The following is a 16308-nucleotide window of genomic DNA, read 5'->3' on the forward strand; positions in this document are numbered from 1 at the left end:
GAACAAGGCCACCGCCATGCCGTCGGCCACCCCGCCCACCAGCGCGCCCACCGCCCCGCCAAGCACCGCGCCCGGCAGCATCCGCCTGGACGCGCTGTCGTTCCAATACGGCCGCGCCAGCCTGTTCTCGCGCCGCCCCGCGCCGCGCATCCTGCATGACATCGACCTGCATGTACCCGCCGGCCAGACCATCGGCCTGGTCGGTGAATCCGGTAGCGGCAAGTCCACCATCGCCAAACTGATGCTGGGCCTGTTGGCGCCCACCCAAGGGCAGGCGTTGCTGGACGGAAAGCCGCTGACCGCCATGCCCGCCCGCGCCCGCGCACGCCGCATCCAGATGGTGTTCCAGGACCCCTATTCGTCGCTGAACCCGCGCCGCACCATCAACGAAATCCTGACCGCGCCGTTGCGCGTGCATGGCATCGGCAACGCCGCGTCGCAGGCGGCGGCCGTGCGCCGCATGATGGACGCCGTGGGGCTGGTGCCCGCGTTTGCCGGCCGCTACCCGCGTGAACTGTCGGGCGGCCAGCGCCAGCGCGTGGCGATTGCCCGCGCGCTGATGCTGGAACCCCAGCTGCTGATTTGCGATGAGCCCACTTCCGCGCTGGACGTTTCCGTGCAGGCGCAGATCCTGAACCTGCTGATGGAACTGCAACGCGAACGCGGCCTGGGCTATCTGTTCATCAGCCACAACCTGGCGGTGGTGCAGCACATTGCGGATGAGATCGTCGTGCTGCAAGGCGGCCGCGTGGTCGAGCGCGGCGCGGCGGACCAGGTTTACTTTGCACCCAAGCACCCGTACACCCGGCAACTGATCGGCGCGACGCTGGCCGTGCCCGAAGCGCGGGAGCTGGCGGCATGAACGCACACGCGACCACAGTGACGACCAGCCAGGTGATGACCAGCCCTGTCGTGACCAGCCCCGCGACAACGCCCCTGGCCGCCACACCCGGCAGCGCGCCGATGCCAGCCGCGCAACCGCCTGCCCCCGCCCCGCATTACCTGCTGGTCGGCAACGACGAGAAAGTCACCTGGGACGACGGCCGGATCCGCTTCCTGGCGCCCGGCCGCGACTCGCTCAGCATCTTCGACGCCGCCGCCAACCCCGCCGCGCCCGCCTTGGTGGCCACCCTGCCGCTACCCAATTCGCTGTTCGGTCCGCCCGTCAATCTGGCCGTCACGCCAGACCAGCGCCTGGCCTTGATCGCCGATTCCATGGCGTGGCCCGAACGCGCCGACAGCAAGGGCTGGCAGCCCACCCCGGGCCGTGACCTGTATGTGGTGGACCTGACCGCCACGCCGCCGGCCATCGTGCAGACGCTGCAAGTGGGCTTGCAACCGTCCGGCCTGTCGATCAACCGCGCGGGCACGATGGCCCTCGTCGCCAACAAGGCCGGCTGCTCGGTATCCGTGCTGACCATCCGCGATGGCCGCGTGGCCGTCTGCGGGGAAATCGACCTGGGCACGCCCGTGGTCGCCGTGTCGTTCTCGGCCGATGGCCGCCGCGCCTACGTCGTCAAAACCGATACGCACCGGCTGGCCGTGCTGCACGTCGACGACACCGGCCCCACGCCCCGCGTCACGCACGATCCGTCCGAAGACCTGACCACCGGGCTGGTGCCGTTCAACCTGGTCGTGTCGCCCGATGGCGCGCTGGCCTTGGTGGTGGACATGGGCAGCCCCACGGCGTCCGACGGCCATGCCGATTCCATCAGCGTGGTGGATTTGCAAAGCGATCCGCCACGCGTCGTCGACCGCATCATGGTGGAAGACGGCCCCGAAGGCATCGCCATCAGCCCCGATGGCCGCCACGCCGCCGTGGCCATTGTGCAGGGCTCCAACAACCCGTCGTCCGACTGGTTCCACCATCCACACGGCCAGATCGTGCTGTTGCACATCGACGGCCTGCGCGTCACCCGCGCGGGCGCCATCGATGTGGGCGCCTTGCCCGAAGGCATCGCCTTCAGCCCCGACAGCCGCTACCTGTATGTCGGCAATTTTCTGGACGCAACCTTGCAGGTGCTGGCCGTGGGAGACAACGGCCTGACCGATACCGGTACGTGTATCCCCCTGCCCGGCCACCCCGCATCCATGCGGGCGCAATCCTACTGAGCGGGGCCGCACCCCGCCGCCTGTTGAACCCACCACCCCTACTTCTCTCTTGCATCTGGAGTTACTTCATGACCCACGCTCCCCAAACGTTTCGCGCCCTGATCGGCGGCGCTCTGCTTGCCGTGGCCGGTTTTGCGCCGCTGTCCGCCCATGCCCTGGACATCAAGCTGGGCCACGTGCTGGCTCCCAGCCACAGCTGGAACAAGGCGGCCGAGGGTTTTGCCGCCGAGGTCAAGGAAAAGACCGCCGGCCGCGTCAACTTCGTGCTGTTCCCCAGCGGCCAGCTGGGCAACGAAAAGACCATGCTGGAAGGCTTGCAGATCGGTAGCCAGGGCGCCGCCATCATCGGCTCGGGTTCGTTGCAGCCGATTGAACCGAAGTTCGGCGTGGTGGAACTGCCGTACACGTGGTCGTCGTCGCAGCAAGCCTACAAGGCCTATGACGGCGAGCTGGGCGAGGCGTTGGCCAAGCTGGCCGACAAGAAGAACCTGACGATCATTTCGTGGTGGGAAAACGGCTTTCGCCACGTGACCAACAATCGCGGCCCCGTGAACAAGCCCGCCGACCTGACCGGCCTGAAAACCCGCGTCACGCCCGACAAGATGCGCCTGGACACCTTTACCGCGCTGGGCGCCAACCCGGCCCCGCTGGCCTTTGGCGAGCTGTACTCGGCGTTGCAGCAAAAGGTGTTCGACGCGCAAGAGAACCCCTTGTCCATCATCTACACGTCGTCGTTTTTTGAAGTGCAGAAGTACCTGTCGCTGACGGGTCACGTGTGGGGCCCGGCCAACCTGATCATTTCCAAGCCGGTCTGGAACCGCATTTCCGCCGATGACAAGAAGGTGGTGCAGGCCGCCGCCGACAAGTGGCGCGACGCCCAGCGCAAGATGATCACCGACGGCGACCAGCAGTTCGTGGCCCAGCTCAAAGAAAAAGGCATGCAGGTCAACGAGGTCGACAAGGCCGCCTTTGCCGCCGCCGTGCAGCCCGTGTGGAAGACCTACTCGGTCACCTACGGCCCCGAGCTGATGGCGATTGTGCAGAAGTACCGCGAGGCCCAGTAATGCTCAACCGACTGTCCGCCATCCTGTCGGGCATCAGCAAGGCCTTTGCCGCCCTGGCGGTGGCCTTGCTGGCGATCCTGATCTCTTACGTGGTGTTCTCGCGCTTTGTCACGCACACCACGCCGCACTGGGCCGAGGAATTGCCGCGCCTGGTGCTGGTGTGGTCGGCCTTCATCGGCGGCGTGGCGTGCAGCTACGAACGCTCTCACCTGATGGCCGGCCTGCTGCCTTTCGTGGTGCGCAGCCCGCGCGTGCTCAATGCCTTCGAGCGGCTGAACCAGCTGCTGGTCATCGTGGGCCTGGCGGCGCTGGGCTACGCGGGCTGGCAACTGGCCGAACTCACGGGCGACCAGACGCTGCCCGCGCTGGACGTGTCCGCCGGCACGGTCTACCTGGCGTTGCCGTTTGCGTGCGCGGTCACCATCGTCGTCCATCTGGCGCAGCTGTTCGCGCCCACCCCCGCCACGGCAAAGGAATAACAAGATGTCTTCGGGTGCTCTCTTCCTGATGGGCGTGTTTACGATCACCGTGTTGATCGACATGCCCATCGCGTTCGGCCTGGTGCTGTCGTGCCTGGCCTATCTGGCCGTGTATGACTCGGCGCCCATGATGGTGGCGGCGCAGCAGTACGTGGTGGGGCTGGACAGCTTCACCCTGCTGGCGATTCCGCTGTTCATCCTGGCCGCGCAGCTGATGAACGGCGCCGGCCTGACGCAGCGCATCGTGCGCCTGTGCGCCGCCATCGTCGGCGACATCAAGGGCGGCCTGGCGGTCGTGGCCGTGCTGGCCTGCCTGATGTTCGGCGCGCTGTCCGGCTCGGGCGTGGCCGACGTGGTCGCCATCGGCAGCCTGTTGTTGCCCGCCATGGCGCGCAGCGGTTACGACAAGGGCTTTTCCTGCGCGCTGGTGGGCAGCGCGGGCGCCACGTCCACCATCATCCCGCCCAGCATCGTGCTGATCGTCTACGGCACCATCACCGATACGTCGGTGGGCAAGCTCTTCGTGGCCGGCATCATCCCCGGCATCCTGCTGGGCCTGTCCTTGATCGGCGTGGCCATCTGGCAGTCGCGCAAGCACAACTGGGCGGGCGGCCAGCCGTTTTCCTGGGGCGAACTGCGCGCCGCGGCCATCGATGCGCTGCCCGCGCTGATGGTGCCGGTGCTGATCATCGGCGGCATCCGCTTCGGCATCTTCACCGCCACCGAAGCCGCCTCCAGCGCGATTGTCTACGCCCTGTTGATCGGCTTTTTCTGGTACCGCACGCTAAGCGTGAAATCGTTGTGGGACAACCTGAAATCCACCGGCGAAAGCAGCGCGTCCATCCTGCTTATCATCGGCGCGTCCGGCCTGTTTGCCTGGGTGCTGGTGGCCGAACAGGTGCCGCAAGCCTTATCCACCCTGCTGGTGGAATGGACCGACAGCAAGACGGCCGTGCTGCTGGTGCTGACGGTGGTATTGCTGCTGCTGGGCACCTTCATGGAGGCCATCCCCGTCATCATCATCGTGGCCCCCGTGGTGATGCCGGTGCTGGCACACTACAACATCGACCCGGTGCATTTCGGCATTCTGCTGTCCATCAACATGGCCATCGGCGCCAACACGCCCCCGGTCGGGGTAGACCTGATGGCCGCCTGCAAGATCGGCGGCATCAACATGATGCAAACGCTGCGCCCGCTGTCCTGGATGATGCTGGCCATGACCAGCGTGATGTTGCTGCTGACGTTTGTTCCTGAACTGGTGCTGTTCCTGCCGAGGCACGTGCAATGACCACCCACACCTATCTACGCCGCCCCGCCGCGCTGCGCCGCAGCTGGATGTTCGTACCCGGCATGGACGCCGCCGCGCAGGCCTCGGGCCTGGCCAGCGGCACGGACGCGCTGGTGGCCGACCTGGAAGAATTCACCGCGGCGGTGGAACGGCCCGCCGCCCGGCCACGCATTGCGGCCTTGTTTGCCACGTGCCGCGCGCAGGGCGTCGTGGCGGCCGTGCGCATCAACAAGCTGGAAGACGACGGGCTGGCCGACCTGCGCGGCGTGATGCCGGGCGCGCCGGATGCGGTGTTCCTGCCGCACGCCGAAAGCGCCGCGCAGATCGTTGCGCTGGATCAGGCCATCACGGCGCTGGAAGCCGAACTGGGCTTGCCCGCCGGCAGTACCGAGATCGTGCCCACGCTGGAATCGGCGCTGGGGCTGGTGCGCGCCTACGACATCCTGACCGCCAGCCCGCGCGTGTCCGCCTGCCTGCTGGCCGCCGAAGACCTGACGGCCAGCCTGGGCGCCGAGCGCGGCAAGGACGGCATTGAACTGCACGCCGTGCGCGCCCGCTTTCTGGTGGACTGCACCGCCGCCGGCTGCGTGCCGATCGACTGCCCGTTCAATTACCGCGACCTGCCCGCCCTGGAAGCGGACCTGCGCTGGGCGCGCCGCCTGGGCCTGAAATCCAAATGCGCCACGGTGGCCGAACAGGTGCCCCTGATCCACCAGGTGTTCACTCCGGCCCCGCCAGACGTGGACGCCGCGCGCGACTGCGTGGCGCGCTTCGAGGCGCAACGCGCCGGCCGCCACGACGCCGAACGCATCGACCCGCCCACCTACAACACCGCGCGCCGCCTGTTGGCGCGCCACGACCAATTCGAACGATGGGCCGCCGAGCGCCGCGCGCAGGCCGTGCCACAACAAGGAGACCTTGCATGACGTCATCCGCACTTCCCGAACGCAACGGCGGCCAAATCCTGATGCAGCAGTTGCGCATCCATGGCGCGCGCCGCGTGTTCATGATTCCCGGCGAAAGCTACCTGCCGTGCATCGACGCGCTGAACGAACACACCGACGCCATCGAACCCGTGGTCTGCCGCCAGGAAAGCGGCGCGGCCTACATGGCCGAGGCCTATGGCAAGCTGACGGGCGAACCCGGCATCTGCTTCGTCACGCGCGGCCCGGGCGCCACCAACGCCAGCATCGGCGTGCACACCGCCTACCAGGACTCCACGCCGATGATCCTGTTCGTGGGCCAGGTCGGCAACGACTTCATGGAACGCGAAGCCTTCCAGGAGATCGATTACCGCCGCATGTTCGGGCAAATGGCCAAGTGGGTGGCGCAGATCGATCGCACCGACCGCATCCCCGAATTCATTTCGCGCGCCTTCGCCGTCGCCACCAGCGGCCGGCCCGGCCCCGTGGTGCTGGCGCTGCCAGAAGACACGTTGTGGGGCACGGCCCGCGTGGCGGACCTGCCGCGCTACCCGCGCGTGCACAGCCACCCGGGCGCCGCCGATCTGACGCGCATGACCGAATTGCTGAACGCCGCCGAACGCCCCTTCCTGCTGCTGGGCGGCAATGGCTGGCACCAGACCGCCATCGACCAGGTTGCCGGTTTTGCCGAACGCTTCGAGCTGCCCGTGGGCACCGCGTGGCGCCGCCTGGAGTGTTTTGACCAGCGCCATCCCAACGCCGCCGGCCACGTCGGCTGGGCGATGACGCCGGAACTGCGCCAGCGCGTCAAGGACGCCGACCTGGTGCTGGCCGTGGGCACGCGCCTGGGCGAAGCCACGACCGAAGGCTATACCGTCATCGAAAGCCCGCTGCCGCGCCAGAAGTTGATCCAAGTCTACCCGGACGCCGCCGAGCTGGGTCGCGTGTTTTCGCCCACGCAGGCCATCGTGGCCGACGTGGCCAGCTTTGCCGCCAGCGTGGCGGACCTGGCGCCCGGTCATGCCAAGCCGCGCGGCGAGGCCGTGCGCATCGCGCATCAGCAACTGGTGGACAGCCTGACCCCGCTGCCCGCGCCCGGCCCGATGAGCCTGGACGCGGCGGCCGCCTACGTGGACGCGCACGTGCCGCCCAACGCCTGCATCACCGTGGGCGCGGGCAACTACGCGCTGTATCCGCACCGCTATCGCCGCTACACCGGCCCGGGCACCAGCCTGACGCCCACCGTCGGGTCGATGGGCTACGGCCTGCCCGCCGCCATTTCGGCCAAGCTGCAAGACCGTGCCCGCACCGTGGTGTGCTACGCGGGTGACGGCTGCTTTCAGATGAACATGCAGGAACTGGGCGTGGCCTTGCAGTACAAGCTGGGCGTGGTCGTGCTGGTGTTCAACAACAGTATCTGGGGCACCATCCGCGCCCACCAGGAACGCGAGTTCCCCGCCCGCACGATTGCGCTGGGCTTTGAAAACCCCGACTTTACACAGATCATCCGGGGCTACGGCGGTTATGGTGAAGCCGTGGAAACCACGGAAGATTTCGGACCCGCTTTTGAACGCGCGCTGGCCTTTGCCGATAAGGAAAGCCTGCCCGCGCTGCTGGAAATCCGCTACGACGCCAACGGCATCGCCCCGGGCGAAACGCTGATGGGCATCCGCCAAGCCGCGCAAGCCCGCATCGCGCGCGGCAACGGCAACCCGAACTCCGCCAACAATGGCCATTGACAGGACGTGAACCCATGACAAGCACGATTTCGATCAACGGACAGCGGCTGTGGCAGTCGCTGATGGACCTGGCGCGGATCGGCGCCACCCCCAAGGGCGGCAACTGCCGGCTGGCGCTGACCGCGCTGGACGGCCAGGGCCGCGACCTGGTCACCGGCTGGATGCGCGAGGCCGGCATGACGCTGCGCGTGGACCAGGTGGGCAACATCTTTGCCCGCCGCGCCGGCCGCAACAACGACCTGCCGCCCGTCATGACCGGCAGCCACATCGACACGCAGCCCACCGGTGGCAAGTTCGACGGCTGCTACGGCGTGCTGGCCGGGCTGGAAGTCATGCGCAGCCTGAACGACCACGGCGTCGTCACCGAGGCGCCGCTGGAAGTGGCCATCTGGACCAACGAAGAAGGCTCGCGCTTTTTGCCCGTGATGATGGGCTCCGGCGTATTCGCCGGTAAATTCCCGCTGGAAGTGGCGCTGAACGCGCGCGACCACGACGGCAAGTCGGTGGCCGACGAACTGGCCGCCATCGGCTACGCGGGCGCGGACCCCGTGGGCGGGCGGCCGGTGGGCGCGTACTTCGAGGCGCACATCGAACAAGGCCCCATCCTGGAACATGAAGACAAAGTGGTCGGCGTGGTGACCGGGTCGCTGGGCGTGCGCTGGTACGACGTGGTGATCACCGGCATGGAAATGCATGCCGGCCCGACCCCCATGCCCATCCGCCGCGACGCGCTGTACGCCGCCACGTTCCTGTTGCAGGCGGTGATCGGCATCGCCAACGACAACCAACCGCATGGGCGCGGCACGGTGGGCGAAATCCACGCGCATCCGGGCTCGCGCAATGTCATCCCCGGTCAGGTCCGCTTCACCGTGGACCTGCGCCATGAAGACGAAGCCACGCTGACGCAGATGGACGCGCGCTGGCTGGCCGCGTGCACCGACGTAGCCGAACGCCACGGCGTCACCGTTGACGTCAAGCAGGTGCAGTACTTCCCGCCCACCCCGTTCGACCCGGACCTGGTGGCAAAGGTGCGCGACGGCGCCACGCGCCGTGGCCTGGCCGCCATGGACATCGTGACGGGCGCCGGCCACGACGCCGTCTACATGGCCAGCGTCACGCCCACCGCCATGATCTTCGTGCCCTGCAAGGATGGCGTGAGCCACAACGAGATCGAAGACGCCAAGCCCGCCGACCTGGAAGCGGGCTGCAACGTGCTGCTGGACGCGATGGTTGCGCGCGCCAACGCGCACAGCGATACGCCCGCCGCCTCCGCCCCCCCATCCCGCCTTCATTCCGGAGAACCCGCATGAGCCAACACGACCGCGCCTATTGGCATGACCGCGCCGCCACGCTGCGCATCGACGGCCGCGCCTACATCGACGGCGCCTACTGCGACGCCGCCGACGGCGCTACGTTCGCCGCCTCCAGCCCCATCGACGGCCGCCGGCTGGCCGACGTGGCCGCTTGCGGCCAGGCGGATGTAGACCGCGCCGTGGCCGCCGCGCGCCGCGCGTTCGAAGCCGGCGTCTGGAGCCAGCTGGCCCCGCGCCAACGCAAGGAACGCCTGCTGCGCCTGGCCCGCCTGATCGACGAACACACCGAAGAACTGGCGCTGCTGGAAACGCTGGACATGGGCAAGCCCATCCGCGACGCGCTGGCTTTCGATGTGCCGGAGACCGCGCGCTGCTACGCCTGGTACGCCGAAGCCATCGACAAGATCTACGACGAAATCGCCCCGACCGGCCCGGACGCGCTGGCCACCATCACGCGCGAAGCGCTGGGCGTGGTCGCCGCCGTGGTGCCGTGGAACTACCCGCTGATGATGGCCGCCTGGAAAGTGGCGCCCGCGCTGGCGGCGGGCAACAGCGTCATCCTGAAACCGGCCGAACAGGCCTCGCTATCGGCCATCCGGTTGGCGGCGCTGGCGGAACAAGCCGGCATTCCGGCCGGCGTCTTCAACGTGGTGCCGGGCCTGGGCGCCGTGGCCGGGCAGGCGCTGGGCCGCCACCCCGACGTGGACTGCGTGGCGTTCACCGGGTCCACCGCCACGGGCAAGCGCTTCATGAGCTATGCGGGCGAATCGAACTTGAAGCGGGTGTGGCTCGAATGTGGCGGCAAGTCGCCGCACATCGTGTTTGACGACTGCCCAGACCTGGACCGCGCCGCGCAAGCCGCCGCGCTGGCCATCTTCTCGAACCAGGGCGAAGTGTGCATCGCCGGGTCGCGCCTGTACGTGCAGGACGGCATTTACGACGCCTTCATGGAAAAAGTCGCGGCGGTGGCGGCCACGTTGCAGCCGGGCGACCCGCTGGACCCGGCCACCGCCATGGGCGCGATGGTGGACGAACGCCAGATGCAGGGCGTGCTGGACCGCATTGCCGCCGGCCAGTCCGAAGGCGCAACGTTGCGCATCGGCGGCAAGCAGGCGCGCAGCGACACGGGCGGCTACTACATCGAACCCACCATTTTCGATTGCGCGCACCAGGATTCCGCCTTGGTCCGCGAAGAAATTTTCGGCCCGGTGCTGGCCGCGCAACGTTTCGGCTCCGAAGACGAAGCCATTGCGCTGGCCAACGACTCGGTCTACGGACTGGGCGCGGGCCTGTGGACGGCCAACCTGTCGCGCGCGCATCGCCTGTCGCGCCGCCTGCGCGCGGGTCTGGTCTGGGTCAACTGCTACGCCGATGGCGACATCACGGTGCCGTTCGGCGGCGTCAAGCAATCGGGGTCGGGCCGGGATAAGTCCCTGCACGCGCTCGACAAATATTCGGACTTGAAGACGACCTGGATCAGCCTGACGGTGTGACTGGCGTGGCGGGGCCGGCCGAATGGAGCCGCGGGCGCTCAGACGCCCCCGCCGGCCCCACCCGCCGCCGTCCCACCCGCCGCCACGCAGCAGGCCGTCAGCACCCCTTCGGCCGCCCACGCGTAGCGCACGCTTAACGCCTGCCCGGCCCGCCAAGCGACGTCATCCCAATCGCGGGTCAGGGTCAGCGTCACTTCGGCCCTGCTTGCGCTTATTGCCGTCAATTCGGCGGCATCGAAATCCTGGAATCTGCGCAGGCGCGGATACAGCGCCTTGTACAGCGCTTCCTTGGCGGAAAACAATAAGGTCAGCGCATGGCGGCGATCCCACGCCGGCGCCATGCGGGCAAGCTCGCGCTCGGTCGCCACCAGCGGCTGCACGTCGGCCACGGTTTGCGGGGCGATCAGATCCTGCAAGTCCAGCCCCAGCGCCTGGCACCGCGCTTCCGAAGCCACCGCCGCAACCGCCCACGCCCCGCTATGGCTGATGCTGCCCAACCACCCCGCCGGCCACACCGGCAACCGCTCGTGCACGGGCAACACCGGCCCGCGAACCGTCGCCGCTGTGTCCTTCGCCCCTGTGTCCTTCGCCCCTGTGTCCTTCGCCCCTGTGTCCTTCGCCGCTGTGTCCTTCGCCCCCGCGTCCTTGTCCCCCGCCTCCTTCGCTCTCGCCTCCTTCGCCCTCGCCTCTAGTAACGCCCGCCACGCACACACCCGACCCGCCACGAACTCGGCGCGCCGCCCGGGGCTCATCGCCCCGGTTGCCTGGCGCCACGCCAAGGCCTCATCGCCCACGGCGGCAAGCAGGTGCGCCGCGGCCTGGGCAACGGGCATGGACGCCATGCATACCCAGTCGGGCAGGCGTAGCGCTTGGTGCAGTCCGGTCACGGAGCGTCATCCACCCCGCCATACAGGGCGGGCAGCAAGATCGGCAAGGCGGCTCCTTTCCGCAACCGGCCATGCGAGGTTTCCACCTGCACGACCGCGCTGATCTTGGCTTTCATGGAGTCCAGAGCCAGCAGGCGGGCCATGTTTTTTGCCGGTTGAGTTGCCGCTTCATTTGTCGCTTCATTTGCTGGCTGATTTGCCGCCTCATTTGCCTCTTATTTTCCGCGCCCACCGCCTCTCTCACCCCGCCGAAGCGCCCTTCACTACCCGGTGCACGAACTGAAGCTTGCCGATCACGTCTGCGGGCAGGACGAAGGGGTAGAAGTCGCGTTGGCCCATGCTGCGGGCCAGCTCGTTCAGGACGCCGGTCAGGGCGACCCAGGCGTTGACCAGATCCAGGAACGCTTGGCCGTCGGGGTCTTCCGGGTCGTACAGCGCTTCTTTGGTGAAGGGCTCGTAGGATTGTTCGACGGCGGTGCGCGTAACGCCGAAGCTGATGGCGGTATCCAGCGTGTCCATCATGTGCAGGTAATGCGCCCAGGTTTCGGCCCAGTCTTCCCATGGGTGGCACGACGCGTAGGTGCTGATGTAGTGCAGTTCCCAATCGGCGGGCGGGCCTTGTTCGTAGTTGCGTTGCAGGGCCTCGCCGTAGTCGGCGCGTTCGTCGCCGAAAACTTGTCGAAACGGTTCCAGCCAGGGGCCGGGTGCAATCAGCTGGTCCCAGTAGTAATGGCCGATCTCGTGGCGAAAATGGCCCAGCAGCGTGCGGTACGGCTCGTGCATGTCTTCACGCACCTTCACCCGGTAGGCGTCGTCGGCCTCGCGGATGTTGATGGTGATGAGCCCCTGCGCGTGGCCGGTCAGCAAGGGGGTGCCGTCATCGACGGGCGCCAGCAGGTCGAACGCCAGGCCGCCGTCGTCAGGCGCCACCGAGCGCCGGATGGGCAAACCCAGCGTCATCACCTGGGCGATCATCTGGCGCTTGGCGGCTTCCACCTTGAACCACAGCGGGCCGTTCTCCGGTACGGAAAGATCGGGGATGGTGCGGTTCAGGTTACAGGCCAGGCACAGCGTGTCGGGCGACTGCGCGGGCACCAGCCAGTTGCACAGCGCCGGCAGGCTGAAATTGCCGCAGCGCTTGTACGTCTTGCCGCGCACCTTGCCCGATTCGCGCAGGATGCCGCCGGGGGCATCGTCCAGCGCGATCACGTGGCCGCGCTTCGGGTCAAAACCCAATTGCCGGTGGCAGTTCAGGCATTCGGTATTGCTGAAGAAAACGGGCTGTCCGCACACGCACTGAAAAGCCTTCGCGCGCGCATGCCGCACGCGCTGGCGTTTCGGGGCGCGCAGTTGGCGGTTGATCGCGTCGAAGAAATAGCTCATGCATCAGTCCCTGTCGGAAACTCGTCTATGGGCGCGACGGTTACGCGCACATTCAATTCATGGCCGCCGCCCCGGATCACGCCGCGCAACGGCGTAACGTCGCCATAGTCGCGGCCATACGCCAGCGCCACATGCGCCGTGCCCGGCACCACGTCGTTGGTGGGATCCAGATCGATCCAACCCCCATTGATGTCCACCCCCGCGCAGTGCACCGACACCCAGGCGTGCGAGGCGTCGGCGCCGATCAGGCGCGGTTTGCCTGGCGGCGGTTGCGACATCAGGTAGCCACTGACGTAGCGCGCCGGCAAGCCCAGGGCGCGCAGGCAGCCGATCATCACGTGCGCAAAATCCTGGCAGACGCCGATACGTTCCTGGAACGCGTCAAGTACCGGCGTGGACACCTGGGTGTGCGCGGGCCGGTAGGTGAAATCCGCGTGGATACGGTGCATTAGCTCCATCGCCGCCTCGGCCACGGGGCGACCCGGGGTGAACGACAGCAAGCCGTATGCCCGAAGCTCGGCATGCAGCGGAACATAGGGAGAAGCGAAGGTGAATTCGACTTCGGGCGCGTAGGGCGAGGCCGGGTCGTAGCGCAGGCGCTGCGCCGCGGCTTCCCACGGCAAACCCTGTGTTTCGTCCAGCGCATCAAAGCGCGGATGGACGGTGACGCGGCTGGTGGCGCGCACCGTCAGTGCCTCGTGCGGCGCGTACAGCGCAAAGGTGCAGCGCGTGTTGCCAAAGCCGTCCACGGCCTCGGTGATGCCGGGCGGCACGGGAGTCACCTCCAGCGCGTAGGCCTCAAGCACCTGCCACGCGTCGTGTAACGGGCGCAGATAACCCAGATGGTGGGCCAGTTCCACCGGCGAATCGTAGCGATACGCGGTTTCGTGATCGACGATCAGCGTCACCCCATTCATGTCGGCATGCCTCGGAAATTACGCGGTAAGCGTTTGGTCATGGCCGGCCGCATGGCTGAAATATCGCAGGCTGATCTCGTTGGACAAGCTGCTGGCGGCCAGTTCCAGCTGCGTGCACAACGTCAGCACGCCCGCGTACAGGCCCTGGGTCTGTAGGCAAAGGTCCGCCAACGATACGCCCACCCCTTCCGACGGCAGCAGGTTCACCAGGTCCTTGCCCGGCCCCGCGACGGTATCGGGCAGCCGCGCCAGTTCTTTGCGCAGCACGCTCAGCACACAGGCCAGTGAACGCGGGTTGGCGGGCTCTTGCACCAACAGATTCAGCAGCGCGGGCACTTCCTGGCGCCCCGGGTAATAGGCGCGATACGTGATCTTGCTGTCAAACAGGTCCAGCAGCATGTTGAAGCCGCTATCGCCCAGCACCGCGTTGCGGCGGAACAGCTCGCCCAGCAGACCGGCCATGGCGGCCAGACGTTCGATCTGCCGGCCGATGGTCAACAGGCGCCAGCCGTCGTCGCGCGTCATGCGGTCGGTTTGCGAGCCGGTGATGGCCGACAGCTGCATGCCCAGGCTGCGCAAGCCGCGCAGGACGTCCGGCGCGGAAATGGTCGCAGAGATGGACGCAGAGATGGACGGAGAAACGGGGGCAGAAACGGACGCAGAAACGGGGGCAGAAACGGCGGCAGAAAGCGGCGCGGCGGTATCGCGCCCCCTGCCCGCCGACGCCATGCGCATGAACCATTCATGCGCCGTCACCACCAGCCGCCAATGCTCGGGCGACAGGCGGTCACGGATCTGGCCGGCGGCAAACGCCAGCGCGCCCAGGTTGCGCGCCACCCCGCCCTGCGCCTCGTCGCTGACCAGTTGGGCCACCAGCGTCGACTCGAACATGCGTGCCGACAAGGTGGGCGCGGCAGGCACCAGCCCGCTGCGCCGGCACAGCGTGTCGACGGCGGCAAACAGTTCGCCGGCATTGTCTTCATCGCTGTTCAGCCAGGTCAGCGCCACCGTGGCCAGGCGTACATCGTTTTCCGCGCGTTCGGTGTAGCGCCCCATCCAGAACAGGTTTTCGGCGGCGCGGCTGGACACGGGACGATGCGCGGGGGCGATGTCTTCCAGCCGCAACTGCACGGGCAGCATTGAAAATGTGTCCACCGCGCCGCGCGTGGTCACCCACGTGTCCATGCTGCTGCCGCCGCGCTGCATCGACACAATCTGCTGTTCGCGGCTGGCGATGCGCGTCAGGCCGCCCGGCAGGACGTTCCAGCCGCCCTCGCCATCGGCGATGACGAAGACGCGCAGCATCGCCGCGCGCGGCACGATGTGGCCCGAACTCCAGCTGGGCGCCTGCGACAGGGGCAGATATTCCTGGACGGTGTAGGCGTCGGGGTTGTCGGCGATGCGCGCATGCAGCGCGGCGGTGTCGGACGGCGGCACGGCGCGCCCGATGACCGGCTCGAAACCGCCCCGCATATTGCTGGGGTAGGTGGATTTGATGACCATGCCCGGCAGGTTCGCCAACGCCTGTTCGCGCGCGGCGGCCTCGCCGCACCACCACGAAGGCAGCGACGGCAACAGCAGATCGGCATCGAACAGGCGGCGGCTGATGGCGGGCAAAAAGCCGTTGATCGCGGGCGACTCCAGGAAGCTCGCGCCCAGCGAATTGGCCACCAGCACGTTGCCGGCGCGCATTACCTGCAACAGCCCCGGCACGCCCAGCGTGGAATCGGAACGCAGCTCAAGCGGGTCGCAAAAATCGTCGTCCAGGCGGCGCAGCACCGCGTGCACGCGTTCCAGCCCGTGCAGCGTTTTCAGGTAAAGCATCTTGTCGCGCACGACAAGGTCGCCGCCTTCGACCAGCGTCACGCCCAGATAGCGCGCCAGGTAGGTCTGCTCGAAATAGGTTTCGTTGTACGGCCCCGGGGTCAGCAGCACGATGCGCGGCGGCGTGTGCGCGGGCAGCCCGCCCGGGCTCAGTTTGTACAGCATGTCCATCAGCCGCCGGTAGCTGGTGGCCAGATGCTGCACGCGCAACTGCTTGAACGCCTCGGGGAACATGCCCGAAATGGTCAGCCGGTTTTCCAGCAGATAGCCCAGCCCGGATGGCGCTTGTGTACGTTGCGACACCACCCACCAGCCGCCATCGCTGGCGCGCGCCAGGTCGAACGCGGCAATGTGCAGATACGTGCCGCCCGGCGGCTGGTAGCCGCGCAAGGGCCGCAGATAACCGGGATGGCCGAACACCAGCGCGGGCGGAATCAGCTTGTCGGCCAGCAGGGTTTGCGGGCCGTAGACATCGGCCAGCACGCGGTTCAACAGGCTGGCGCGCTGGCACACCCCCTGTTCGATGGCCGCCCAGTCGGTGTCGTTGATGACAAAGGGCAGCAGGTCCAGCGACCATGGCCGAGCCGACCCGTTGGCTTCGGCGTAGATGTTGTAGGTGATGCCGTTTTCGCGGATTTGCCGCGCCACCCCGTCCACGCGCCGGTCCAGGTCGGCAAAGCCGCTGGTGCCCAGGAGCTCGAAGAATTGGGGCCACGGGTCGCGCAGCTGCGTCGCGCCCGACGCATCGGGCGCCGCGCGCAGTTCGTCATAGTGCCCAGGCCGCGCGGGCAGCGCCGCATGAACCGCCAGGGATGCGACATCCTGCGACGGATCGGTCTGAAAAAGAAATTGCGGCATGGGGCTTCAAGAGGCGACGGGGGCGCCG

The 16308-nt window shown here is 67.5% G+C and carries 14 protein-coding genes; 9 read left to right on the top strand and 5 right to left on the bottom strand.

The genetic code is table 11. The features are described 5' to 3' along the window. The first annotated feature begins 16 nt into the window (after nucleotides 1–16). The 9 genes from DVB37_RS13920 (at nucleotide 17) to DVB37_RS13960 (ending at nucleotide 10411) form a co-directional block, all read left to right on the top strand. The gene (locus tag DVB37_RS13920; protein WP_120157493.1) at nucleotides 17–862 is read left to right on the top strand and encodes an ATP-binding cassette domain-containing protein; all 846 of its coding nucleotides are present in this window, start codon (nucleotides 17–19) and stop codon (nucleotides 860–862) included. Next, on the top strand, nucleotides 859–2112 hold the full coding sequence (locus tag DVB37_RS13925) for a YncE family protein (protein ID WP_240434118.1): 1254 nt from the start codon (nucleotides 859–861) through the stop codon (nucleotides 2110–2112). Before DVB37_RS13920 ends, DVB37_RS13925 begins: the two co-directional genes overlap by 4 nt. A 68-nt stretch (nucleotides 2113–2180) precedes the next feature. Further along, entirely contained in the window at nucleotides 2181–3176 is a 996-nt protein-coding gene (locus DVB37_RS13930) for a DctP family TRAP transporter solute-binding subunit (protein ID WP_046807326.1), read from the top strand. After that, complete coding sequence (locus DVB37_RS13935) at nucleotides 3176–3655, top strand: TRAP transporter small permease (protein ID WP_046807327.1); 480 nt, start codon at nucleotides 3176–3178, stop codon at nucleotides 3653–3655. Before DVB37_RS13930 ends, DVB37_RS13935 begins: the two co-directional genes overlap by 1 nt. Before the next feature lie 4 nt (nucleotides 3656–3659). Next, entirely contained in the window at nucleotides 3660–4943 is a 1284-nt protein-coding gene (locus DVB37_RS13940; protein ID WP_046807328.1) for a TRAP transporter large permease, read from the top strand. After that, a complete protein-coding gene (locus tag DVB37_RS13945; protein ID WP_120155746.1) occupies nucleotides 4940–5869 on the top strand; it encodes a CoA ester lyase in 930 nt (309 codons plus the stop codon). The genes DVB37_RS13940 and DVB37_RS13945 overlap by 4 nt, the downstream gene beginning before the upstream one ends. Next, complete coding sequence (locus DVB37_RS13950; RefSeq protein ID WP_120155749.1) at nucleotides 5866–7605, top strand: thiamine pyrophosphate-binding protein; 1740 nt, start codon at nucleotides 5866–5868, stop codon at nucleotides 7603–7605. The genes DVB37_RS13945 and DVB37_RS13950 overlap by 4 nt, the downstream gene beginning before the upstream one ends. A 14-nt stretch (nucleotides 7606–7619) precedes the next feature. After that, entirely contained in the window at nucleotides 7620–8915 is a 1296-nt protein-coding gene (locus DVB37_RS13955; RefSeq protein ID WP_120155751.1) for a Zn-dependent hydrolase, read from the top strand. Further along, nucleotides 8912–10411 carry an aldehyde dehydrogenase gene (locus DVB37_RS13960; RefSeq protein ID WP_104145768.1) on the top strand — a complete coding sequence of 500 codons (1500 nt, stop codon included), beginning with the start codon at nucleotides 8912–8914 and terminating at the stop codon, nucleotides 10409–10411. The genes DVB37_RS13955 and DVB37_RS13960 overlap by 4 nt, the downstream gene beginning before the upstream one ends. Nucleotides 10412–10449: 38 nt before the next feature. Here the strand turns inward: DVB37_RS13960 and DVB37_RS28375 are convergent, their stop codons facing one another. The 5 genes from DVB37_RS28375 to DVB37_RS13980 all read right to left on the bottom strand — a co-directional run bounded on the left by DVB37_RS28375 (nucleotide 10450) and on the right by DVB37_RS13980 (nucleotide 16280). Beyond that, a complete protein-coding gene (locus tag DVB37_RS28375) occupies nucleotides 10450–10944 on the bottom strand; it encodes a 4'-phosphopantetheinyl transferase (RefSeq protein WP_162941216.1) in 495 nt (164 codons plus the stop codon). 350 nt (nucleotides 10945–11294) lie between these two features. Beyond that, on the bottom strand, nucleotides 11295–11441 hold the full coding sequence (locus DVB37_RS28380) for a hypothetical protein (protein ID WP_162941133.1): 147 nt from the start codon (nucleotides 11439–11441) through the stop codon (nucleotides 11295–11297). 97 nt (nucleotides 11442–11538) lie between these two features. After that, the gene (locus DVB37_RS13970) at nucleotides 11539–12681 is read right to left on the bottom strand and encodes a putative zinc-binding metallopeptidase (protein WP_046807077.1); all 1143 of its coding nucleotides are present in this window, start codon (nucleotides 12679–12681) and stop codon (nucleotides 11539–11541) included. Continuing rightward, entirely contained in the window at nucleotides 12678–13598 is a 921-nt protein-coding gene (locus tag DVB37_RS13975; RefSeq protein ID WP_104145771.1) for a transglutaminase family protein, read from the bottom strand. Before DVB37_RS13975 ends, DVB37_RS13970 begins: the two co-directional genes overlap by 4 nt. An 18-nt stretch (nucleotides 13599–13616) precedes the next feature. Beyond that, nucleotides 13617–16280 carry a circularly permuted type 2 ATP-grasp protein gene (locus tag DVB37_RS13980; protein ID WP_120155755.1) on the bottom strand — a complete coding sequence of 888 codons (2664 nt, stop codon included), beginning with the start codon at nucleotides 16278–16280 and terminating at the stop codon, nucleotides 13617–13619. Nucleotides 16281–16308 lie beyond the last annotated feature (28 nt).

The organism is Achromobacter sp. B7 (genome assembly GCF_003600685.1).
Taxonomy (GTDB): Bacteria; Pseudomonadota; Gammaproteobacteria; order Burkholderiales; family Burkholderiaceae_B; genus Achromobacter; species Achromobacter spanius_B.

Coding starts and splice junctions, on each gene's coding strand:
- DVB37_RS13935 (WP_046807327.1), top strand. CDS start 3,176: ATGCTCAACCGACTGTCCGCCATCCTGTCGGGCATCAGCAAGGCCTTT.
- DVB37_RS13940 (WP_046807328.1), top strand. CDS start 3,660: ATGTCTTCGGGTGCTCTCTTCCTGATGGGCGTGTTTACGATCACCGTG.
- DVB37_RS13960 (WP_104145768.1), top strand. CDS start 8,912: ATGAGCCAACACGACCGCGCCTATTGGCATGACCGCGCCGCCACGCTG.
- DVB37_RS13955 (WP_120155751.1), top strand. CDS start 7,620: ATGACAAGCACGATTTCGATCAACGGACAGCGGCTGTGGCAGTCGCTG.
- DVB37_RS13945 (WP_120155746.1), top strand. CDS start 4,940: ATGACCACCCACACCTATCTACGCCGCCCCGCCGCGCTGCGCCGCAGC.
- DVB37_RS13980 (WP_120155755.1), bottom strand. CDS start 16,280: ATGCCGCAATTTCTTTTTCAGACCGATCCGTCGCAGGATGTCGCATCC.
- DVB37_RS13950 (WP_120155749.1), top strand. CDS start 5,866: ATGACGTCATCCGCACTTCCCGAACGCAACGGCGGCCAAATCCTGATG.
- DVB37_RS28380 (WP_162941133.1), bottom strand. CDS start 11,441: ATGGCCCGCCTGCTGGCTCTGGACTCCATGAAAGCCAAGATCAGCGCG.
- DVB37_RS13920 (WP_120157493.1), top strand. CDS start 17: ATGCCGTCGGCCACCCCGCCCACCAGCGCGCCCACCGCCCCGCCAAGC.
- DVB37_RS13925 (WP_240434118.1), top strand. CDS start 859: ATGAACGCACACGCGACCACAGTGACGACCAGCCAGGTGATGACCAGC.
- DVB37_RS13975 (WP_104145771.1), bottom strand. CDS start 13,598: ATGAATGGGGTGACGCTGATCGTCGATCACGAAACCGCGTATCGCTAC.
- DVB37_RS13970 (WP_046807077.1), bottom strand. CDS start 12,681: ATGAGCTATTTCTTCGACGCGATCAACCGCCAACTGCGCGCCCCGAAA.
- DVB37_RS13930 (WP_046807326.1), top strand. CDS start 2,181: ATGACCCACGCTCCCCAAACGTTTCGCGCCCTGATCGGCGGCGCTCTG.